The following is a 22,134-nucleotide window of genomic DNA, read 5'->3' as shown; positions in this document are numbered from 1 at the left end:
CATCCAATTTATAAAAAGTAATTGGTAGTTATAATTCTACTTATATTGTAATTTTAACTCATTTATAATATTATCACCATATTTTTGATATAGAATAGGCTCGTAGATCCCTGTCTTCTACGAGCTATTTTTATAGGTTTTTAAAAAATTATCTTATATTTCCTCAATGTCTTCTTCTTGTACAATAAATCCCATTGTATTTACACTATTATTCAAGAAAGTTAATATATATCTCATGACTTGATCTCGTTCAGGTTCATTGTGAATCTCATGATAAAACCCTTTCCACGCTTTAAAATAAAATTCATCTGCAAGAAATTGTTGTTTTAAAATATCTATTGAAGACGTTTCTAAGATTTTATCTTCAGTACCATACATTAATAAAGTGGGTAACGGTTTGATATCTTTAATATGTTGTGATGTGTCTCTCATTGTTTCATTAATAATGTTAAACCATTTGTAAGATACTTTCTTTAACATCAATCCGTCATGATTTGTCTCATCAATCACTTCTGAATTACGAGTTAAATCTTCATAATCTATTCCTAATTTAAATTGTGTATCTTTTGAGCTCTTTCCAATATTAGATATAAACATATTTTTTCGTGTTTTATAATTTTTCTTTAATTCAAGCATTGGAGAGAGTAGTAATATGCCTTCAATAGGTAGTTCAGTCTTTTCAAGTAAATTGAGAATAATTAAACCACCTAATCCAACACCCATAACAAATGTTGGTAATTTGTATTCGTTTGCAATTTTTATCCATTCAACTAACTGTTCATGATAAATTTCAAATCGTTGCAGTTGACCTCTGTTAGCTCGTGAAGTTTGACCTTGTCCAGGTAAATCACCCATAATTACGTGATAACCATTACGTCTCAACATCGTAATCACATACGCATATCTACCAGTGTGTTCTAACATATTATGTACTATGATGATTACGCCTTTAGCGTCATGTTCTGTTTCCCACTTCCACATATTTTTGAATCCTCTCTAATTGAATGTTTATCAAATGTATTATATCAAATTATACCTTTAATTGTTGTTAAACAGTATTTAGATTTTCTTAATTTATGACTAATGAATTTAAACGGATGTTATCTTCGGTATGTAAACGCTTTCTTAAGCAATATATTCATGCTAAACTTGTTATAGAGATAGATAAGAGTGGGATGGAGGAATAGATATGTCTTTATTCAGAGATTTTTTCATAACATTATCAAATAGTACATATTTAAATGAAATGGCTAAAAAAATCGGACCGACTATGGGTGCTAATAGAGTTGTTGCGGGTAATACTATAGAACAACTCATTGATACGATTGAATGTTTAAACGCTAAACATATTGATGTTACTGTAGATAATCTTGGAGAATTTGTTAATAATAAAGCAGTAGCGACTCAAGCTAAAAATGAGATTCTTGAGATAATGGAAGCTATTAATAAATATCAAGTGAGTGCACATATGTCGGTGAAAGTGAGTTCATTAGGCGGTGAATTTGATACCGAGTTAGCCTACCAAAATTTAAGAGAAATTTTATTAAAGGCTAATACCTATGATGATATGCATATTAATATTGATATGGAAAAATATAATAGCTTATCACAAACATTACAAATTTTAGACAGATTAAAAGGGGAATTTAGAAATGTCGGTACAGTTATTCAAGGATACCTTTTTGAGGCAGAAAAATTAATTGATAAGTACCCAGAATTACGATTAAGACTGGTCAAAGGTGCTTATAAAGAAAATGATACGATTGCTTATCAAAGTAAAAAAGATATTGACAAAAATTATATAAATATTATTGAAAAACGTTTACTTAACGCCAAAAACTTTACGTCAATTGCCACACATGATGATAAAATCATTAACCATGTTAAACAATTTGTAAAAGATCATCATATTGAAAAAAACACTTTTGAATTTCAAATGTTGTATGGTTTTCGTAATGAATTAGCAGAAGAGATTGCTAGACAAGGATATCACTTTACCGTTTATGTTCCATATGGCAATGACTGGTTTGCTTATTTCATGCGTCGCCTGGCTGAGAGACCTCAAAACCTTTCCCTTGCCTATCAAGAATTTATTTCAACAGAAGCACTTAAAAAAATTGGCTTAGTTAGTGGACTAGCTTTAGGAACACTTACATTAGTATCTGGTGTTGTGAAATTACTACAACGTTGAAATACAGAGCGTCTCGATAATCCATAAAATTATCGAGACGCTCTACATTAATTAAAACTGTTTAAGTAAATTTGCCATTTCAATTGCACTTACTGCCGCTTCTGCACCTTTATTACCTGCTTTCGTACCCGCTCTTTCAACTGCTTGTTCAATACTTTCAGTTGTTAAAACACCGAAAATGACTGGTGTATTCGTAACATCATTTGCTTTTGATACGCCTTTAGCAACTTCATTACAAACATAGTCATAATGAGATGTTGCACCTCTAATGACACAGCCTAAAGTAATCACTGCATCATAATCATTTTTTTGCGCTAATTTTTTAGCAACAAGTGGAATTTCAAATGCACCTGGTACATATGCAACATCAATGTTATCTTCATCTACACCATGTCTTACTAATGTATCTTTCGCTCCATCTAATAAACGGTTGGTAATAAAATCATTAAATCTACTCACTACTATTGCAACTTTTAAATTTGTACCGACTAATTTACCTTCAAAATTCATTCTAGATTCCTCCTAAATAAGATGTCCCATTTTCGATTTTTTTGTTTCCATATAATGATGATTATGTTCCGTTTCTGGCACAATAATTTCTGTACGCTCTGCAACTTTTATACCATAATCTTCCAAGCCTTCAAATTTCTTAGGATTATTACTTAATAAATTAACTTGTTGAACGTTAAAATATTTAAGAATTTGAGCAGCTATATGATAATCTCTTAAGTCTTCATCAAAACCTAATGCTAAGTTTGCAGTAACCGTATCATGTCCTTGCTCAATTAATTCATAAGCTTTTAGTTTATTCATTAAACCAATGCCTCTACCTTCTTGTGGTAAATAAATAATTAATCCGCCATGATCATTTATATATTTCATTGATGCTTCTAATTGAGCGCCACAATCACATCGTTGACTGTGGAAAATATCACCTGTTAAACAAGCAGAATGTAGTCTTACATTTTCAGTTGTACGTGGTTCTCCTTTGCCAAGTACAACAATATCTTCATGTGTATATTGAGATTGGAAACCGTACATTTTAAAATTACCAATATCCGTTGGCATTTTTACAGTTGCTTTAAGTTCAATACCTTCGCTTTCTTGTTTACGACGATAATTAACTAAACTTTCAATTGTAATCATTTTTAATTGATGTCGCTCTTTAAATTGTTGTAATTCATTACCTTTTGCCATCGTACCATCGTCATTCATTATCTCACATATAACTCCAGCAGGTGCAGCACCTGTTAATTTAGCTAAATCTACAGCAGCCTCCGTATGTCCTGGTCTAACTAATACACCTTTTTCCTTAGACACTAAAGGAAATAAATGTCCGGGTTTATGGAAACTTTCTGGTTTAGAATCAGGATTAATTAACGCTTTCGCTGTTGCTGTACGGTCAAATGCACTAATTCCTGTAGTAGTAGAGATATGATCGATACTTACAGTGAAATTTGTACCGTAGTCATCTGTATTACCATCAACCATAGTTTTAAGATTTAGACGTTCAGCAATCTGCGAACTTATAGGAGCGCAAATTAATCCACGCGCTTCTTTGGCCATATAATTAATGGTATCGTCTTTCATCCATTGAGTGACCGCAATTAAGTCACCTTCATTTTCACGATTTTCATCATCTACTACAATAATACTATCGCCATTTCTTAATGCTTCTAACGCTTCTTCAATGCTATCGAATTTCATTTAAGCCCCTCCTAAAAACCATATGCTTTTAATTTATCAACTGACAAATCAGATTTATTTTTACCAACTATACTTTCAACATATTTAAATAATACATCTGTTTCAAGATGCACTTCATCGCCCATCTTTTTGTTAGAAAGAATCGTTGAACGTCTTGTTTCAGGAATAAGATGGATATCAAAACTATGTTGATGCAAGTCAAAAATTGTTAAACTTACGCCATCAACAGTAATAGAACCTTGCTTAACCATTTGTTTGATAACCGAGTCAGATGCCTTAATAGATACAATGCGTGAATTAGGCGTTTCTCTGATATTTATAATTGTTCCTTTTGCATCTACATGACCTAATACAAAATGTCCTCCGAAACGTCCACTACCTGACATTGCTCGTTCAAGATTGACTTCATCATTTTCTTTAATATTAGCTAAATATGTTTTATTTTCAGTACCTTTAATCACTTGGACAGAAAATTGATTTTGTTTAAAATCAATGACTGTTAAACACGCACCATTTACGCTTATAGAATCACCAATATGCATATCTTCTATGATTTTTTGACATGAAATATCTAATGTCCTTACGGATTGTTGAGTGCGAATACTTTTTACAGTACCTATTTCTTCAACGATACCTGTAAACATTTATCTTCACTTCTTTCGCAGTGTCATTTTAATATTTTGTTGAATAGACTCGGTAGAAATCACTTCAAATTGTGGCGCATCAGCTAAATCAATGACATTATCAGTTTGATAAAATTGATTTTTTCCAATACCGCCTATTATTTTCGGGGCATAATAAATAATAAGATGGTCTAAATAATTAGATTGGAGAAATTCTGAAGTTATTTGAGGTCCAGCTTCTACTAATAATCTGCCGACACCTCTTTGATATATATCAGATAAAATAGATTTTAAATTACATGTTTCTAAATATATTATTTTTATATGATGACTTGGACTTTTTAGTTCATGATTTTCAGTATAAATCCAAATTTCACTTAATTGATCGTGAAATATCTGTTTTGAATAATCAATTTGGCCTCGCTTAGATAGTATGATTCTTATTGGATGTTTACCCTCTTGAATACGTGTTGTATATTGTGGATTATCCGCTTCAATCGTTCCATTACCAGTTAATACTGCGTCATGAGTATGTCTTAAACGATATACATCTTGTTTTACAGCTTTATTCGTAATCCACTGACTTTGTCCACTATCAGTCGCTTGTTTACCATCTAACGAAGTCGAGACTTTTACTGTAATTTCAGGGATTTTCTGTTGTTTTGCTTTGAAGAAATCCTCATACAAAGCAAAGGCTTCTTCTGAATATTGATACTCAACTTCAATACCTGCTTTTTCAAGAATGATATCTCCCTCAGAAGATAACGTCGTATCTTTTACAGCATAAATCACTTTACTAAGCCCATGTTCAATAATTTTATTCACACAAGGTGGTGTTGATCCATAATGTGTACAAGGTTCAAGAGAAATATAAATTGTGCCGCCTTTTGCTTTATCTTGTGCCATATCTAAAGCCTGAACTTCCGCATGTTTCTCTCCTTGCTTTAAATGTGCACCTAGTCCCACAATACGCCCATCCTTCACAACAACTGAGCCAACAGGAGGATTAACTCCAGTTTGTCCTTCCACCATTTGTGCTAATTGAATTGCATATTTCATAAATTCACTCAATTTATCACCTCTAAAAAAACCCCATACCTGTTTCACAGGCATAGGGCATGTATATATACTTAAATAAGCGTACTACAATTTTTATATTGTGCATGCTTATACATCATTCAGTAATGATGTGATTGATTCTTCCTCCCATCCAGACTTTTACTGTCGGCTCTAGAGTCTCACTAGATCAGCCACTTAATAAATTAAGATTAAGTGGGTCGCAGGCTTAATCACTGCCGGTTGGGAATTACACCCTGCCCCGAAAGAATACGTATGAAATTGTGATTAAATTTGAGTCATTGTAGTTTAGTGCTACATATATCATCTTACATTTATTTTTGGAAAATTACAAATAAAGAATTTCAATTTGATTTTTAAATTTAACTCTTAAAGAGACATTTATTCATTATTGTGTAAAGCATTATGCTTTATGATCAAATTCTTTTCGAATTTCATATAAGTAATCCACTGCACTTACCGCTTGATTAACAATCATTTTTACTCCATTACGCAATTTATTTACTCCATTAGTGATTTGTCCAATAGCAATCATATTATTTAAAGTACCATATCTTGGACTAATCACCTGATTTGTTTCTGGGATAATTTGTATTCCACCCATAGGATGAGCTTGAATAATTTGTCGATTTTGAAGATTTAAGATAAATTGATCATCTTCATCTAAATCTTTTAAATGTGTTTTAGAACCTGTTGCATTAATAATAATATGATGTGGATACCATTGTTCATCATGTTTGAATTTTAAATTAAATATTCCATTTTTATGTACCACATCTTCTATATCCTTTCTAATCACTAATGAACCATCTTTTATTAATTGCTTGATGAGTTTTGCAGTTCTTGGAGGCATAGGATTTGAGTTAAGTTGAATAATTTTAGTGAAACGTTTATCGAATTCAATTTGATCTTGACGACTAAAACTATTCCAAATCCAATTTAAATTTTCTTTGACATTCTCTATTAATGTTTGGAATATACCTATCTCATTAGGATGTTCTAAATCATAATTTAAATCTTTAATCGTGTCCCCTGTTCGGCGATGAACCAATTTCTGTAAATCAATACCATTTAATTCACACTCTTCTTTAAATAAATCGAATGCTTTCTCTAATGGTACATTTCCAAAGTACTTATCTTTAATATCATTAAATTTAGATTTCGTTAAATATTGAAACTCAATTTTTTTCATGTTTCCTCTTACGCTAGGTAATTGAGCAGAACGACTCGTCATTGTGATAGGTAGTTTAGGGTGATGAAACGCTACATAACGCACTACATCTAAACTAGCTAATCCTGTTCCAATAATAGCAATATCATCAGATTCTTGTACATCATCTAAAGTATTATATGTAGGGTAAGGAGTTTGAATATAACCTTTTATGCCTTTTAAATGATAAGGGTCGTGATATGATAAAGTACCTATAGTTAAAAATATGTAATCATATACTTGACAATGCTTCATATCTTTAGACGTACAGACATAATATTTCAATGTGGTTTCATCTATATTTGAATTAATGAAGACTTCTTGTACTGGTTGTTTAATAACTGTAAGGTTATCATATAATGTCTCATAATTTGATAAGTATGATTTCATATAATGGCCAAAAACAAATCTTGGTAAATACTTTGGATTTTTAAACGTAAAATCAGATTGTGTTTGATACCATTTCCAAAACTCTTCATCATCATCTAGATTTAAACTCATATTTTTAGTGGGTAAGTTAATTAATAATTGACTACTATCATTTTGAAAAGGAACACCTTGCCCCATATTAAATTCATTATCGTAGACATCGACTTTTAATTGCTTAAAGTCTTTATGTTTAACGAGTTGTCTAAGTACACTCACACCTGCTGTACCCATACCTATAATTGCTACTCGCATATTTAACATCATCCTTTTATATATTTGTATTATGTTGAATATTATCATATTATACCAATACGATTCTCGACTTCAAAACGTTTCACTATTAACACGATTATCCATTTCAAAGCATAAATAACCATGTGTAACTATGTTAAAATTTAAATATTGAGGTGACTAAACAATGAAATTTTTATTAAAAACATTAATTGTTTTTATCATTGGATTTACTTGGGCTTCAAGAAAAAACAAAGCAGAATAAATAAAAAAACCAACATCATCTAATTAAAAAGATAATGTTGGTTTTTATTTTGATTATTGATGTTTTTGATCATCTTTATAAACATACAACTTGAAGTATTTACCTTCAGTTTTCATTTCTTTATAGAAATCAGCAATAATTTCCGCATTACTTTCAGCCCATTTAATATCAGTCGCATATTGATGTTCACCAGGATTCATAGGATTCCATCTCATGCTATATAATGTGTTTTGATCATCGTGAGATAGGAAGTGTTTATGAATAAAATCTGCGCCACCTTTAATTGCTTTCTCTGGTGTATCCCAACCATGTTTTTTCGCATATTCAGCACCTGTTTTGATTGGATCTTCATCTAAAGCTCCAACACCATAAAAATTATAATATTTTTTACCATCAATATTTACACCATTCGCCAGTTCACTTTTTACTGAACCTGTTTCTAATAATGCGTGAGAAATTAAATAGACTTCATTGACACGTTTTTCTTTTGCAGCATTTACAAAAGCATCAGTATGTTTCAATAGTGTAGGTCGATCGAACAACATACGTTTGATACGATTTTTATCAATACCTTGATATTTAGATAAATCTAAAAATTGATATCTTTGTTTATCATCATCGATAAATTTACTGCTGTCCATTGCAACTTTAATTTCACTTGCTGATGCATCTCTCCATGCATTATTATTTTTATTCGATACTTGTTGACTTGTATAGTTATCTATTTGTTTTGCAGCAGCTTTATCAAGCGTGACGTTCACATGCTGAACTTTCTCTACTTCATTTACTTTTTTGAAAAATATCTGATCAGAAATCATTGAGAAAAAAATGAAGCCAGCTGCTACTAAAATAATAAGTAACCCTATTAGGCCTATAATAGAACCTTTTCTGTGCTTTGTCATATTCACACCTCTTAGGTTAATGTTGTAATTTCATTTATAGAAAAGTCTTCCATGATAATAAATTTTAACATTTTTAATTCTCTTAAACAATTTTATAATTATAATGTTACATATTCATAAAATAAAAGTAACAAAATTGAAATTTAACAAAAAAATAAAAGTAATGAAATACTCAACATTTCATTACTCAATGATTTTTATCTATTAAATAAATATAGTTATTTGTAGTAAGGTTAACATATTTAATTATTCGTTATTTCTTTTATAATCCATCATAATAAAACTGACAGCTTGCGATCTATTTTTATAATAATATTGATTTAAATCAATCGTCCCTTCAATATCACCATCACGATACATCATTTCATTTGTAAAATTATTTATCATTACAAATTCAGAACGATCTCTAATAACGTCTAAATCATCATGTCTTGCAAAAAAGTGCTCAAGATTTAAATGTGCGTAATCCAACTTCATACCTCCTATATTTTATTGTACAAATGTCGAATATTAATCTTACAAACTTGTTAAAGCTATATATCATCCAATCCAACGATTCTATGTTTACTATTTAACACCTATTTATTAAATTAAGCAAATGAAAATTCACGATACCTCATGTAGAATTTATACATCCGGAAATATTGTTTATGTACATAACTAAGGAGAAAGAATAAATATTTCAGATTTTAGTTCATTACACATAAAATATCATAAGATGATTCATCATTTGTTAAGACAATACCGTATCACTTATAATTATGATGAATTTTATCAACTATTATTAATAAAATTGTGGGAAATCTCCAAAATTTATAACCCATCTTCCTCTGTATCTTTGTCCTCTTTTATCTATCAGCGATTAAAGTTTTATCTTATTGATCTTTTTAGAAAGGAGCAATTGAAGATTGATTGCCTAGATATTGCAGCGTTACCTCATTCTTTAACTTATACATTGAAAGATGAATCTTTTTTTAATGATTTCAAATATATTTTAAATTCAAATGAATATCAATGGCTGATATATTATCTTCATGGATACAAACAATATGAAATCGCTAAAAAGATGAATGTCTCAGACACTACAATTAAAAAATATAAATCTTCTGCCCGTATCAAACTTCAGCAATATTATTTAGAAGGTGATTGGCATGTTACCTCATAATACTTTCGATTTGTTATACATTCAAACTTTAGAAGGTTCAACAATTCAGACTAAATGTTGTTTTAAAACATATGAAATGATTCTACCATTTCATATTAAAAAGATAGTCATATACTATCTAGAACAATTTAATAAATCATATACGCAACAACTTAAATTAGCTAAACGCTTATTATCTATCAATAAACTAGTTCCTATTTATATTTCTAAAGACATCATTTTATTTCCAATCAAACATCAACGCGCACCCATACAAATATATTTTAATGCTCAACGTATTATTGGATTAACGTCTTCTCAAAATAAAACCATTATTATCTTTGATAATTCAGTTCAATGCATAGTCGATGAGCCTTACATTTTAGTTTATAAAAAATGGCAAGAAAGTATTCTATTAGCCTATTTAATTAATAAGACGACTTCTTTTCATTAAACTTATATTCAAGTAATCTTTTAGTAAACAAAGCAGTCACAAATCTTATGAGATACAAACTGAGAATCAAACTAATAATGGCAAAAACTAAGATTAATACACGATAGATTAAACTTAATTCTGCTTTAGGATTTATAAATTGATTGACTACTGCTAAACTTGCGATAAATCCAGCTAAAAACCATCCTAGTAATAGGATGTATGCGAGAACAAATAATATAATTAATAAGAACAAATATCCATTTGAAAAATGTTTATTTCGAAAGATATGAACCTGTAAAAATTGATTAGCAAAACGAGTAGGTTTCATAAATTTCTGTTCTGCATTATTAAATGAAGCATTATTTTGTTCAAAAGTATGTTCTAATAATTGCTTTTCTTTTTTATTTAAAAACCACAATTGTTTTCTTACTTTTTCTCTAAAAGCAGTTTCCTCCATAACTTAATTCCTTTCTATTTAATTATATTCATAAATTTTAACTGAACACCGATTTTAAAACAAACTCAATAAAAAAGAAAGATACAACTCAAGATACTTTATTACTCCTTCTCTTTGATATTCATATAACACTAAAACCGAGTCTAAGACATGTTTGTAGTCTTAGACTCGGTTGGTCATAATTTAGATATAGTGATTTTATAATATAGATAGTCCAGAACTTTTAATATCTTTTGCAAATCCTTGAACTGTATCTACTGGCAATTCATTAATATCGCGTCCAAGATTATTGTTAACTTTCTTAACAACATCTGATGGACAAGTGATAATATCGGCGCCAATTTCATTAGCTTGAATAACATTGAACACTTCACGGCAACTTGCCCATAATAATTTAACACCATGTTTACTATGTGCGACTTTTACAGATTCTTTCATTAAAGGAAGTGGATCTACACCCGTATCAGCAATACGCCCCGCAAAGACAGAGATATATGTAGGTACACTTTCGGTCACTGCTTCTGTAATAGCTTTAACTTGTTCAATTGTATAAACAGCAGTTACATTTAAACGAACATGATCAGCTGATAATTTTTTAATTAATTCAATTGTAGATTCACCTTTTGAGTTCACAATTGGAATTTTTACAAACACATTGTCACCATATTGCTTTAAAATTTCTGCTTCTTTCTCCATTGTGTCTAAATCATCTGAGAATACTTCAAATGATATAGAAGCATCAGGAATTTCACGTACTGCTTCTTCTGCAAAAGCTTTATAATCTGTTACACCTGCTTTTGCCATTAAGCTAGGATTTGTTGTAAAACCATCTACTTCTTTATTTTTGTATGCAGCTTTCATTTGTTCGATATCTGCACCATCAGCAAATACTTCTACATTTAATTGAGTCATAAAATCTTCCCTTCTCATTTATATTACGAATATAGCTTGCTTTATGAAAAGACACCATATGTATAATTATTTTTTATGTACAGTATGTTTTACTATTTCGTTATGTTATTTATATCATGCTTTTTTTGTGTATGCGAATGTTTTGCTTTGAATTTTCTGAAAATTAAAACCTTATGATAAAGGTACTATTAAAAATGAAATTAAATGTGGTAATATTATTTAATGATATAAATCGGAGGTATGTTATGTCTAAATCAAAAAAATATTTATATATATCAGTGATTCTTTTAATTATTAGCTTTTATTTTAATACATTTAATCCTTTATTAAGTATTCAATTTAAATCAATAAAAAATTTATTAATTGCATGTAGTATTGTAAATGTTATCATCCTTATTGCTTCAATTATATTTTCTGATAAAGCAATTAAACATTTAAATTATAAAAATAAAGATTGGATTAAGACTGCTTCTAAAATATTACCTTATGTCATATTAGTAGTAATTTTGTTCCATATTTTTGCTTCTGTTACAACATTTGGCATTTTTTCATAATCAAATACGCATAAAATGTTATATAAAGGTGAGTATACTATGCAATATTTAACCGTGTTTATAGGTGGTATGTTGGGCGCTTTATTAAGATTTTTGTTTTCCTTTATAAATCAGAGTAGCATCTTTCCAATTGGCACATTGATAGCTAACCTGTCAGGTGCTTTTCTTATGGGTTATCTATCTGTAGTAATGATTAAATTATTTAAAGATCATCCTAAAATTAAAAAAGGTATTACAACTGGTTTTTTAGGCGCTTTAACAACCTTTTCAACATTTCAATTTGAGTTAGTCACATTACTTTACAGCCATCATATTATCTTAGCTGTGGTTTATGCGTTTATGAGTTATTGCTTTGGTGTTATCTTGTGCTGGATAGGTATGAAATTAGGAGGTCTTACATCTTGATACAAGCTCTTTTAATTATGATTGGCGGTGGTTTTGGCGCTGTCGTTAGAGCATGGCTAACTGATGTCACTAAATCCAAATGGTCTACTTCAATACCTATTGCTACTTTAATCGTCAACTGGATGGGAAGTTTTCTCATTGGTTTAACGACTGGGCTCTCTATTCACTTAAACTGGATACATATGTTTTTTATTACCGGATTTTTAGGAGGTTTAACGACATTTTCAACCATGTCTTATGAGCTTGCGCAATGTCTAACACCGTCTTTCAAACTTTTTAAATTTATGATGTATTCTCTATTGCAATTTGTTATAGGATTTATTGCTTGTTGGATTGGTTTTATAATATAACAAAAAGGTGAACTGTGTAGTAAATTAACCTACAAGTTCACTCTTTTTTAATTAAATTGATTAACCTTCAAATGTATCTGGATCAGGTCCTATACGTTGATCTTTATTTAAATCATCAATTCGTTTCATTTGATCTGCTGATAATTCAAAATCAAATACATCTATATTTTCTTCAATTCTGCTTGATGTAACTGATTTGGGAATAACGACGACATTATGTTGCATATTCCATTTAATAATAACTTGTGCTGCTGTTTTATTAACTTCTTTACCAATTTCATTTAACGTTTCATCGTTTAAAATTTGAGCATTCATAAATGGTGACCAAGATTCCATATAAATATTTTGCGCTTCTAAATATTTTCTAAGTTTTTCTTGAGTAAAGTATGGATGAAATTCTACTTGGTTAATGACTGGTTTAATTGAAACTTGTGCTAATAATGCTTCAAAATGATCTGGATTGAAATTACTAACTCCAATGTTTTTAACTCTATTATCTTTATATAAATCTTCCATACCTTTCCATGTATCAATCATTACGGCTTCATTTGTCCCTGGCCAATGTACTAAATATAAATCTAAATAATCTAACCCAAGTTTTTGGATACTAGTTTCGTAGGCTTGAGCCACATTTTCACGTCCGAAATCTTCGAAAAATAATTTTGATGTTACGAAAATATCTTCTCTATTTAAACCTGTTGATTCTAATCCTTCTTTGATACCTTGGCCTACTTGTTCTTCATTTCCATATACTTTAGCAGTATCTATGCTACGATACCCAGATTCAATGGCATGTTTAACTGCTTCTTTACAAGTATCGTCGTTTTCTACTCGAAATGTTCCAAGTCCTAACATTGGCATGTGATTTCCATTATAGAATTCAATATAGTCCATTTTACTTCCTCCTTTAAAAATAACTATTCTGTATATACCCTAAAAGTATATTTATGAACATCGCTTGTAATAAAAAAAGTACCATCAAAATTTTAAATTTTGATGGTAGCCTCTCTTAGTTAAATGATTCAATTTTATCCATAATATTTTGTAATTCATCGACATTATATTGAATACGTCCATGGAATACAAATTTGTTAAAGAATTCGTCAAGTTGTTCAGGACCAACTAAAACCTTAACACTTGAGCTTTGTGAATAGTTTGAAATCGTTACGTCTTTATCATGTTTAGGATTAAAATATAAAATTGATGTTGGCTTATATTTAAGTCCTAATTCTGTTTGTAAATCTGTAGCTAAATTCTCAATTGCAGAAAGTTGATCAGAATAATTAATAAATGATAGTTTCGAATGATTATCTTCATGTTGATCAAGCACTAACGTTTGAGGCGCTTGTGTGTTTAAATCAAGTGTATCAAATACTTGCTTCAGCATTGGTAATTCTTGAAATTGTGCGCCGCTAATTCCATTATACACATGACCTTTTAATAATTGTGAATCAATGATATATAACCCAGTTCTAGTAAGCACAAGATGACTAATGCGTTGAATATTATTAAACTCATTACTTGGTAAAAATATATTAGCCATTATATGCATATCTTCACGTCTAATACGTTTTTCTTTAACTAAACGGTCTCTAATACCAATGAGTCTCATATCAGTCACGTATTCACTTTTATTTTTAGAAAATAATTTCAAAGCATCAATTTCACGTTCTTTTCCATTAACTGTAGCTTCAAATTCTTCTTTTTGTTTCGTTACTTGTTTTTTATTTTCAATACGTTCTTTTTCAAGTGCTTCCTCATGTGAAGATTTGAGTTGTTGTTCCTTGAGATTGTATTCTTCACTCGCTTTGTGTTTCATATTATTTTTACTTTTCAAGGCAACTAAAAATAGAATAAAACATATAATCGCTATGATTATCGCTACAATTAAACCAATCTCAATCGGTCCAAATGAATTCATTAGATAACGCTCCTTTTAAACTGTCAATATCTATCTATTATAATAGAAATAGACGATAATTTCGAGGTTTAACCTAATTGATTGATGTATATCCTACATTATTTTTGAACGGCATCTTTTAGGACATTCACTTTATCTAATTTTTCCCATGGTAACAATACATCAGTACGACCAAAGTGTCCGTATGCAGCTGTTTGTTTGTAAATAGGATGTTTTAAGTCAAGCATTTTAATGATACCTGCTGGTCTCAAATCAAAGTGTTTTCTTACCGCTTCAACTAATTGGCCTTCAGAAACTTTACCAGTTTTAAATGTATCAATAGCAATAGATACAGGTTCTGCTACACCAATTGCATAAGCTAATTGCACTTCACATTGCTCAGCTAATCCAGCTGCTACAATATTTTTTGCAACATATCTAGCTGCATATGCGGCAGAGCGGTCTACTTTTGTAGGATCTTTACCACTGAAACAACCGCCTCCATGACGAGCATAACCACCATATGTGTCTACGATAATTTTTCTTCCAGTTAAACCAGCGTCTCCTTGAGGACCCCCAATAACAAATCGACCAGTTGGATTAATAAAGAATTTAGTTTCATCATCAATTAAACCTTCAGGTACAGTTGGATAAATGACATGCGCTTTAATATCTTTTTGAATTTGTTCTAATTCAATGTCTTCAGCATGTTGAGAAGATACCACAATCGTATCAATACGTTTAGGTTTATCATTTTCATCGTATTCTACTGTTACTTGAACTTTACCATCTGGACGTAAATAATCTAAGGTACCGTCTTTACGCACATCTGATAAGCGTTTCGCTAGTTGATGTGATAAAAAGATTGGAAGCGGCATATATGTTTCTGTTTCATTTGTTGCATAACCAAACATTAATCCTTGGTCTCCGGCACCTGTTGCTTCAATTTCTTCTTCAGATATATCATTGCGATACTCAAGTGCTTTATCTACACCTTGGGCAATATCAGGTGATTGTTCATCAATAGCTGTTAAAACAGCCATTGTTTGATAATCGTAACCATATTTAGCTCTTGTATAACCAATATTTTTGATTGTTTCGCGTACTACTTTAGGAATATCTACATATGTAGACGTTGAAATTTCACCAGAAATTAAAGCCATACCTGTTGTTACTGTTGTTTCACAAGCGACACGTGCATTAGGATCGTCTTTTAAAATTTCATCTAAAATCGCATCAGATACTTGATCGGCGATTTTATCTGGATGCCCTTCTGTCACTGACTCTGATGTAAATAAACGTTTATTATAAGTCATGATTTGCTCCTTTTTTTAACTATATTTACGAAAATTCTCTTTTGACAATGAGCTTAAAATAAAAGAGCCTTCTCAACTACCTAGATAGAGAGAAGGCTCTTAAACGTCCATTCGCTCTTATCGTTCAGACAAATATTGCGTCTGCAAACGGTTTGGCACCTTTCTTTTAAAAAAAGAGGTTGCTGGGTTTCATTGGGTCCATGTCCCTCCACCACTCAGGATAAGAGAATCCGTTAAGACCTATACTACATAAATACATTAGAATTGTCAATTTTGAATTTTAAATGTTCTTTTATTTACAATGGAATAATTAAATCATTATGTTATACTATTTTAATGTAAGGGCTTACATTAATAAATGAATAGATATTTGGAGGGATGTTGTATGTCAATAGATACATACAGTGAAACACCTAAAATCAAACACTTATTAGAAAAGAAAACGACTTTATTTCAACTTTCTACTACTCAGCTTTATTACAAGATTTTAAATAATAATGAAGGTCAACTTACAGAACTTGGCGCAATTAATATGAGTACAGGTAAATATACTGGTCGTTCACCAAAAGATAAATTTATCGTTAACGAACCTTCATATCGAGACAATATTGCTTGGGGAGACATTAATCAACCTATAGATGAAGACGTGTTTTTAAATTTATACAACAAAGTATTAGATTATTTAGATCAAAAAGAGGAATTATACGTTTTTAACGGTTATGCCGGAAGTGATAAAGACTCACAATTAAAATTAAAAATCATCAATGAACTTGCATGGCATAATTTATTTGCACAAAACATGTTTATCCGACCTGAATCTATTGAGGAAGCAAGTCATATTAAGCCAAATTTTACTATCGTTTCTGCCCCTCATTTTAAAGCTAATCCAGACGTTGACGGTACTCATTCTGAAACATTTATTATTGTTTCATTTAAACATAAAGTGATTTTAATTGGTGGTACTGAATACGCTGGAGAAATGAAAAAAGGTATCTTTTCAGTGATGAACTACTTATTACCTATGCAAGATATTATGAGTATGCATTGTTCTGCCAATGTTGGAGAAAAAGGTGATGTTGCTCTATTCTTTGGATTATCTGGTACAGGAAAAACAACATTATCAGCGACTCCAAATCGTAAATTAATTGGCGATGATGAACATGGTTGGAATAAAAATGGTATTTTTAACATTGAAGGTGGTTGCTATGCAAAAGCCATTCACTTATCTAAAGAAAAAGAACCTCAAATTTATAATGCCATTCAATATGGTACTATTCTTGAAAATACAATTGTTAATGAACGTGGCCATGTTGATTTTGATGATAATACGAACACAGAAAACACACGTGCTGCTTATCCAATTCATCATATCGATAATATCGTATTACCTTCTAAAGCCGCACACCCTAATACAATTATTTTCTTAACTGCAGATGCATTTGGCGTACTTCCACCTATTTCTAAATTATCTAAATCTCAGGCCATGTATCATTTCTTAAGTGGTTTTACGTCAAAATTAGCTGGCACTGAACGTGGTGTGACAGAACCTGAACCATCATTTTCAACATGCTTTGGCGCTCCATTTTTACCTTTGCACCCTACTAAATATGCGAATTTACTTGGTAAGCTAATTGATGACCATGATGTTGATGTATATCTAGTAAATACAGGATGGACGGGTGGAAAATATGGTGTTGGACGTCGTATCAGCTTACATTATACACGTTATATGGTAGATCAAGCTATTTCTGGCAAACTAAAACAAGCTACATTTACTAAAGATGAAATATTTGGTTTAAGTATACCAATTGAAATGGAAGATGTGCCTAAAACGATTTTAAATCCAATCCATGCTTGGAATGATCCTGAGGCTTATCGTCATCAAGCTAATGACTTAAAACAACGTTTTGAAGAAAACTTCAAAAAATTTGGAGATGAAGTAAAAGATATTGCTAAAAATGGTGGATTTAGTCATTAATTATATATATACAAAAGACTTACAAAGATGACCGTTGTAGTCATCTTTATAAGTCTTGTTCTATATTATTCATCCATTGATGTATATAATCTAAAACTTCTTTCAATGCTTTCGGTCTTGGTACATGGCCTTCGTCAAGTTGATAAAATGTATCATGTTTGACCCCTTTAAGTTCTAGTTGTTCTTGAAGAAAATACGCTTGATGTATACCCACTTGCCAATCTTTACCACCATGTACAATTAAAATAGGTGGACTGTTTTGATTCAATGTACGTATCGCATTTCTTTGTTCATATGCCTCTTTATCTTTTTTCGGATGACCTACCATACGTCTTAGCATTCCCCTTAAATCTACACGTTCTTCATACATTAAATGAATATCTGAAACGCCACCCCAAATAATATAGCTATCAACTGGATCATCCTGAAATGATAATAGACCTTGAATTCCACCTCTTGAAAATCCAATCATATGGACGAAAGCTTGGGGATGCTTATTTTTTAATAGTCGAATAAGTACTGTTACATCATGTAAATCAGCATTACAAAATTCATCTTTTCCTTCACTACCATTACTTCCTCTATAATAGGGTCCTATAACTAATGTATATGGATCAGAAAATTGCATAAGTCTTGAAGCTCTTACTCTACCAACTTGCCCTTTTCCACCACGTAAATAAACTACAATACGTTTAACATTATGATACATTGGGACCATCTGTAACGCTTTTACCCTTAATTCGTCTACTGTATAAGTTAGTTCCTCAAATCGATGAGTGTTGGATTCAACAGGCATTGTTCTAATATTCGTAATACCCAAGATCTTTCACCCTTTCTAAACATTTTAAAATTGCTTCATCTTTAATTAAATAACTTTTTTGGTGCTCAGGAATCTCATTAACTAGATGAAATAATATAGGACCCTCTGTTTCCAAATAGTCATGTTTATGTTCAATGGATTTCACTTTAATCACATACACATCTTTTTTAAAAAGTGATTTATCAAAGGTATGAACTTGATATTGCGCGATATAATATAAGGCTTCTATCTTTCCACCTGTTTCTTCATAAAGTTCTCTAGCAATCGCTTGTTGACTCGTTTCATTAATTTCAACTTTACCTCCAGGGAACTCGATACCTCTTTTAGAGTGTTTAGTGAATAATAATTGATTTTGAAATATCGGAATAGCTAAAACATGGTTTCCGTTCGGTATATCATCATCAGTTTTATATTGCATCGTGACTCGTCTATCCTCTTGATCGATAAACTCCATATTACTCATCCCCCTCTTAAATGTGGTAAAATTATTTAATAATCAAATGTCTATAGGAGGTTTATTTATGCTTAAAAAATCATTTCTAAGCATCATTCGTTTTTATCAGCGTTTCATCTCCCCTATGACACCACCAACATGTCGATTCTATCCTACTTGTTCTGAATATACTAAAGAAGCTATAGAAGTATATGGCGCATTTAAAGGTGGCTACATGGGAGTAAAACGTATTTTAAAATGCCATCCATTTCATGAAGGTGGATTTGATCCGGTACCTTTAAAAAAAGACAAACATACACATCATCATTCATAAACAGATAATGCATTTATATTAATTTTAGGGGGATTGAAATATATCAATCCTTCTTTTAATTTGCCTATGCCTTGTGTAAAGTCTGTTTCAAAATAATATCCATCTGGAGTAATATCTCCTGGATAAGACCCCTCTTTTGCTAATAAAGCAGTAAAATATCGACTGAGTCCATATTCATACATCCCACCAACGATCACTTTAATATCTTTCTCTTTTAATAAGTGAATGAGTTCTAGCGCTCTATCTATTCCTCCCAGTCTAAATGGTTTAACCACAACTGCAGTGATAGGATATTGATGAATAATTTTCAAAATTGATTGTAAATCCGTTGCTTTTTCATCAATAGCAATAGCAGGATAATGCGTAACATCTATATAGTTTAAATCATTTAAATCTTTAAATGGTTCTTCAACGTATAGAATATCGTGTTGATCAATCTCTTTTAATAATTGAAATTGTGACATATCCAGTGTTTCATTTGCATCGAGTGTAAGATTAAATTCAAATGGAAGTTCATTGCGTAGCTTTTTTATGTCGTTAATGAGATGAGAACTCCATTTTAATTTAATACGTGCTGGCTTTGTGTCTTTAAGTGTTTGTAATTGTGAAGAAGATAAACCACTTACTGTTGCACCATATTCAACGTTAAAGCACGGTTGTGAATAAAACATCTGATAAACCGCCATCACAACAGTACATCTAGTAGCCGGATAACTATCTAATAAATCAAGATAAGGTAACCAGTCACTAAATGTATTGAATGATTGATTTAAAATCTTTTTTGACCATTGTTGTATTCGTATTTTTACTGTCTCAATTGTTTCAGTATCATACCAATCCGTTTCAAAGGCATTACATTCACCAAAATAATTTTCCCCTTCATCAGAAATAAATCGTACTATAAGTGCTTTGCGATGTGTCATTTCGATTTTAGGCGTCGTAATCGGAGAATGAAACGGCGCGGTATAGTAATAAAATTGTATATCAATAATTTTCATTTAATGATCCTCAGTTCCAACTTTATTACGTTGTAATTTTCCAGTAGAAGTATAAGGTAATGCATTGACGCGTTGATATATCTTAGGAACTTTATATTTTGCTAAATGTTCTTGTAAGAAATCTATAAGGTCTTTAACCTCAATTGTTTCACTTGCGACATAGTAAAGTACTGGAATCTGACCCCAAGTATCATCTTCTTTAGGTACACATACTGCATCTATAATTCCATTGAATGTTTTAGCCACTGTTTCAATTTCATAAGGATAGATATTTTCTCCACCACTAATAATAAGGTCTTTACGTCGATCATAAACCATTACAAAACCATCACTATCTATTTCTGCAATATCTCCGGTTTTAAAGAAACCATCTTCAAATGTGTTATCCAAATCTTTAGGATACAAATATCCATTCATTACATTGTCACCTTTGATAAGTAATTCACCATGACCCTCTTCATTAGGTTGTTTAATACATACTTCAACGTTATCACTTGGTTTACCTACTGTATCATATCGTTTAGCTAACATATCTGGTGAAGCGGTTAGGAACTGCGAACATGTTTCCGTCATTCCAAAAGAATTATAAATAGGTAATTGATAACTCAATGCCTGTTGTATGAGCGTGGATGATAATTTTGCACCCCCAAGTAATATTTTTTCAATTGAATATGGCTTATTTAAACCAGCATCCATTAGCCACTTTAACGTTTGTGGCACAAGTGACACATGTGTAGGATATTCATTTTTAATAATAGTCAGCATATCTTCAGTATTATATTTATTTAATAAACGTACAGTAAACCCTTCAATGGTAGCACGTAAAATCACACTAAGTCCTGAAATATGATAAATTGGAAGAACCGATAACCATGTCGTTTGTTGATCAAATCCTAGACTTTCTTTACAACCTAATGCACTTGCATAGTGATTTTTAAACGTTTGAGGTACTGCTTTTTGGGGTCCTGTCGTCCCTGATGTAAACATAATAGATGCAATACGATGAATATCAAATTGTTTATGATTAGGCGCATCAGGATAATCGCTCAGTTGATTAAATGAGAGAACTTGATGTGAATGTAAATCGAACTCTTTTGTAGTTAAAATAAGTTGAACATTCACTGAGTTCATTTGATTGGTCATTTCAGTTGTTGTTAATCGTGTATTGATCATTGCAATTTCAATTTGCGCTAACCAACATGCGTGCACTAAAATAATAGACTCAATGTCGTTTCCAATATATAGTCCTACCCTACTTTCATTTAAAGATAATAATTTCTTTGAAAGCTGATACGCTGCAGAATATAATTGATTATATGTTAATGTATACTTACCATCTGTAACCGCAATTTTGTTTTTGTTTTTTATACTTTGCTCTTTTAACCAAAATTCCACTATTCATTCCTCCAATAGTTATACATACTATATTATAACGATTTTTAAATGACTTAACAGGATTCAT

Annotated in this window: 25 protein-coding genes and 2 riboswitches; of the genes, 8 read left to right on the top strand and 17 right to left on the bottom strand. The window is 31.0% G+C overall.

What is annotated here, in order from left to right:
- Positions 1-153: 153 nt before the first annotated feature.
- Positions 154-981, bottom strand: coding sequence for an alpha/beta fold hydrolase (locus tag BDW25_RS09865; RefSeq protein WP_002449637.1), 828 nt, complete (start codon positions 979-981; stop codon positions 154-156).
- 208 nt (positions 982-1,189) lie between these two features.
- Here BDW25_RS09865 and BDW25_RS09860 point away from each other — a divergent pair, with 208 nt between their 5' ends.
- Entirely contained in the window at positions 1,190-2,191 is a 1,002-nt protein-coding gene (locus BDW25_RS09860) for a proline dehydrogenase family protein (protein WP_002455178.1), read from the top strand.
- Positions 2,192-2,242: 51 nt separating this feature from the next.
- Here BDW25_RS09860 and ribH read toward each other — a convergent pair whose 3' ends face one another.
- The 7 genes from ribH to BDW25_RS09825 all read right to left on the bottom strand — a co-directional run bounded on the left by ribH (position 2,243) and on the right by BDW25_RS09825 (position 9,106).
- Complete coding sequence (ribH, locus tag BDW25_RS09855) at positions 2,243-2,701, bottom strand: 6,7-dimethyl-8-ribityllumazine synthase (RefSeq protein ID WP_002455177.1); 459 nt, start codon at positions 2,699-2,701, stop codon at positions 2,243-2,245.
- 12 nt (positions 2,702-2,713) lie between these two features.
- Positions 2,714-3,898, bottom strand: coding sequence for a 3,4-dihydroxy-2-butanone-4-phosphate synthase (ribB, locus tag BDW25_RS09850; protein WP_049430763.1), 1,185 nt, complete (start codon positions 3,896-3,898; stop codon positions 2,714-2,716).
- 11 nt (positions 3,899-3,909) lie between these two features.
- Positions 3,910-4,542, bottom strand: a complete 633-nt coding sequence (gene ribE, locus BDW25_RS09845) for a riboflavin synthase (RefSeq protein ID WP_002455175.1) — start codon at positions 4,540-4,542, stop codon at positions 3,910-3,912.
- A gap of 6 nt (positions 4,543-4,548) precedes the next feature.
- Positions 4,549-5,592 (bottom strand): bifunctional diaminohydroxyphosphoribosylaminopyrimidine deaminase/5-amino-6-(5-phosphoribosylamino)uracil reductase RibD, encoded by a 1,044-nt coding sequence (ribD, locus tag BDW25_RS09840; RefSeq protein ID WP_077700114.1) that lies wholly within the window; start codon positions 5,590-5,592, stop codon positions 4,549-4,551.
- A gap of 123 nt (positions 5,593-5,715) precedes the next feature.
- Positions 5,716-5,851, bottom strand: a riboswitch (FMN riboswitch).
- A 150-nt stretch (positions 5,852-6,001) separates the two neighbouring features.
- Positions 6,002-7,489, bottom strand: coding sequence for an FAD/NAD(P)-binding protein (locus BDW25_RS09835; protein WP_133945487.1), 1,488 nt, complete (start codon positions 7,487-7,489; stop codon positions 6,002-6,004).
- A gap of 297 nt (positions 7,490-7,786) precedes the next feature.
- The gene (gene sagB, locus BDW25_RS09830; RefSeq protein ID WP_037554400.1) at positions 7,787-8,635 is read right to left on the bottom strand and encodes a peptidoglycan release complex glucosaminidase SagB; all 849 of its coding nucleotides are present in this window, start codon (positions 8,633-8,635) and stop codon (positions 7,787-7,789) included.
- 246 nt (positions 8,636-8,881) lie between these two features.
- Positions 8,882-9,106, bottom strand: a complete 225-nt coding sequence (locus tag BDW25_RS09825; protein ID WP_002449634.1) for a hypothetical protein — start codon at positions 9,104-9,106, stop codon at positions 8,882-8,884.
- 208 nt (positions 9,107-9,314) lie between these two features.
- Here BDW25_RS09825 and BDW25_RS09820 point away from each other — a divergent pair, with 208 nt between their 5' ends.
- Together BDW25_RS09820 and BDW25_RS09815 are read left to right on the top strand one after the other, a co-directional pair.
- Entirely contained in the window at positions 9,315-9,800 is a 486-nt protein-coding gene (locus BDW25_RS09820; protein WP_255296323.1) for a sigma-70 family RNA polymerase sigma factor, read from the top strand.
- The gene (locus tag BDW25_RS09815) at positions 9,787-10,233 is read left to right on the top strand and encodes a competence protein ComK (protein ID WP_002449640.1); all 447 of its coding nucleotides are present in this window, start codon (positions 9,787-9,789) and stop codon (positions 10,231-10,233) included. The genes BDW25_RS09820 and BDW25_RS09815 overlap by 14 nt, the downstream gene beginning before the upstream one ends.
- Here BDW25_RS09815 and BDW25_RS09810 read toward each other — a convergent pair.
- Together BDW25_RS09810 and BDW25_RS09805 are read right to left on the bottom strand one after the other, a co-directional pair.
- Positions 10,208-10,672: a hypothetical protein gene (locus tag BDW25_RS09810; protein WP_133945485.1), complete on the bottom strand. Its 465-nt coding sequence runs from the start codon at positions 10,670-10,672 to the stop codon at positions 10,208-10,210. The two genes, BDW25_RS09815 and BDW25_RS09810, sit on opposite strands and share 26 nt — an antisense overlap.
- A 198-nt stretch (positions 10,673-10,870) precedes the next feature.
- Positions 10,871-11,584: a transaldolase gene (locus BDW25_RS09805; RefSeq protein WP_002455171.1), complete on the bottom strand. Its 714-nt coding sequence runs from the start codon at positions 11,582-11,584 to the stop codon at positions 10,871-10,873.
- A 245-nt stretch (positions 11,585-11,829) separates the two neighbouring features.
- Here BDW25_RS09805 and BDW25_RS09800 point away from each other — a divergent pair, with 245 nt between their 5' ends.
- Genes BDW25_RS09800 through BDW25_RS09790 form a run of 3 tightly spaced genes read left to right on the top strand, consistent with a single transcriptional unit; the run spans position 11,830 to position 12,893 of the window.
- Positions 11,830-12,138: a hypothetical protein gene (locus BDW25_RS09800; RefSeq protein ID WP_133945483.1), complete on the top strand. Its 309-nt coding sequence runs from the start codon at positions 11,830-11,832 to the stop codon at positions 12,136-12,138.
- A 39-nt stretch (positions 12,139-12,177) separates the two neighbouring features.
- Positions 12,178-12,543 carry a fluoride efflux transporter CrcB gene (gene crcB / locus BDW25_RS09795; RefSeq protein WP_049430783.1) on the top strand — a complete coding sequence of 122 codons (366 nt, stop codon included), beginning with the start codon at positions 12,178-12,180 and terminating at the stop codon, positions 12,541-12,543.
- Positions 12,540-12,893, top strand: a complete 354-nt coding sequence (locus BDW25_RS09790) for a fluoride efflux transporter FluC (RefSeq protein WP_002455169.1) — start codon at positions 12,540-12,542, stop codon at positions 12,891-12,893. Before crcB ends, BDW25_RS09790 begins: the two co-directional genes overlap by 4 nt.
- Positions 12,894-12,953: 60 nt before the next feature.
- Here the strand turns inward: BDW25_RS09790 and BDW25_RS09785 are convergent, their stop codons facing one another.
- The 3 genes from BDW25_RS09785 to metK form a co-directional block, all read right to left on the bottom strand.
- The gene (locus BDW25_RS09785; RefSeq protein WP_002455168.1) at positions 12,954-13,787 is read right to left on the bottom strand and encodes an aldo/keto reductase; all 834 of its coding nucleotides are present in this window, start codon (positions 13,785-13,787) and stop codon (positions 12,954-12,956) included.
- A gap of 115 nt (positions 13,788-13,902) precedes the next feature.
- Entirely contained in the window at positions 13,903-14,814 is a 912-nt protein-coding gene (locus BDW25_RS09780; protein ID WP_064207015.1) for an NERD domain-containing protein, read from the bottom strand.
- Positions 14,815-14,912: 98 nt separating this feature from the next.
- The gene (gene metK / locus BDW25_RS09775) at positions 14,913-16,109 is read right to left on the bottom strand and encodes a methionine adenosyltransferase (RefSeq protein ID WP_002449627.1); all 1,197 of its coding nucleotides are present in this window, start codon (positions 16,107-16,109) and stop codon (positions 14,913-14,915) included.
- A gap of 114 nt (positions 16,110-16,223) precedes the next feature.
- Positions 16,224-16,336, bottom strand: a riboswitch (SAM riboswitch).
- 158 nt (positions 16,337-16,494) lie between these two features.
- On the opposite strand from metK, the gene pckA reads away from it, so the two are divergent.
- Positions 16,495-18,087 (top strand): phosphoenolpyruvate carboxykinase (ATP), encoded by a 1,593-nt coding sequence (pckA, locus tag BDW25_RS09770; protein ID WP_071860065.1) that lies wholly within the window; start codon positions 16,495-16,497, stop codon positions 18,085-18,087.
- 46 nt (positions 18,088-18,133) lie between these two features.
- Here pckA and BDW25_RS09765 read toward each other — a convergent pair whose 3' ends face one another.
- Together BDW25_RS09765 and ytkD are read right to left on the bottom strand one after the other, a co-directional pair.
- Complete coding sequence (locus BDW25_RS09765; RefSeq protein WP_002455164.1) at positions 18,134-18,907, bottom strand: alpha/beta hydrolase family protein; 774 nt, start codon at positions 18,905-18,907, stop codon at positions 18,134-18,136.
- Positions 18,888-19,361, bottom strand: coding sequence for an RNA deprotection pyrophosphohydrolase (ytkD, locus tag BDW25_RS09760; protein ID WP_002449666.1), 474 nt, complete (start codon positions 19,359-19,361; stop codon positions 18,888-18,890). Before ytkD ends, BDW25_RS09765 begins: the two co-directional genes overlap by 20 nt.
- Positions 19,362-19,428: 67 nt before the next feature.
- On the opposite strand from ytkD, the gene yidD reads away from it, so the two are divergent.
- A complete protein-coding gene (yidD, locus tag BDW25_RS09755) occupies positions 19,429-19,674 on the top strand; it encodes a membrane protein insertion efficiency factor YidD (protein WP_002449651.1) in 246 nt (81 codons plus the stop codon).
- On the opposite strand, the gene menC is transcribed toward yidD, so the two are convergent.
- The gene (gene menC, locus BDW25_RS09750) at positions 19,665-20,672 is read right to left on the bottom strand and encodes an o-succinylbenzoate synthase (RefSeq protein WP_064207013.1); all 1,008 of its coding nucleotides are present in this window, start codon (positions 20,670-20,672) and stop codon (positions 19,665-19,667) included. The two genes, yidD and menC, sit on opposite strands and share 10 nt — an antisense overlap.
- Positions 20,673-22,067, bottom strand: coding sequence for an o-succinylbenzoate--CoA ligase (gene menE, locus BDW25_RS09745; protein ID WP_049430795.1), 1,395 nt, complete (start codon positions 22,065-22,067; stop codon positions 20,673-20,675).
- Positions 22,068-22,134 lie beyond the last annotated feature (67 nt).

The organism is Staphylococcus sp. AtDRG32 (assembly GCF_004365845.1).
Taxonomy (GTDB): Bacteria; Bacillota; Bacilli; order Staphylococcales; family Staphylococcaceae; genus Staphylococcus; species Staphylococcus hominis.
The sequence above is the reverse complement of the archived record's forward strand: the minus strand, read 5'-3'. Positions and strand labels throughout refer to the sequence as shown.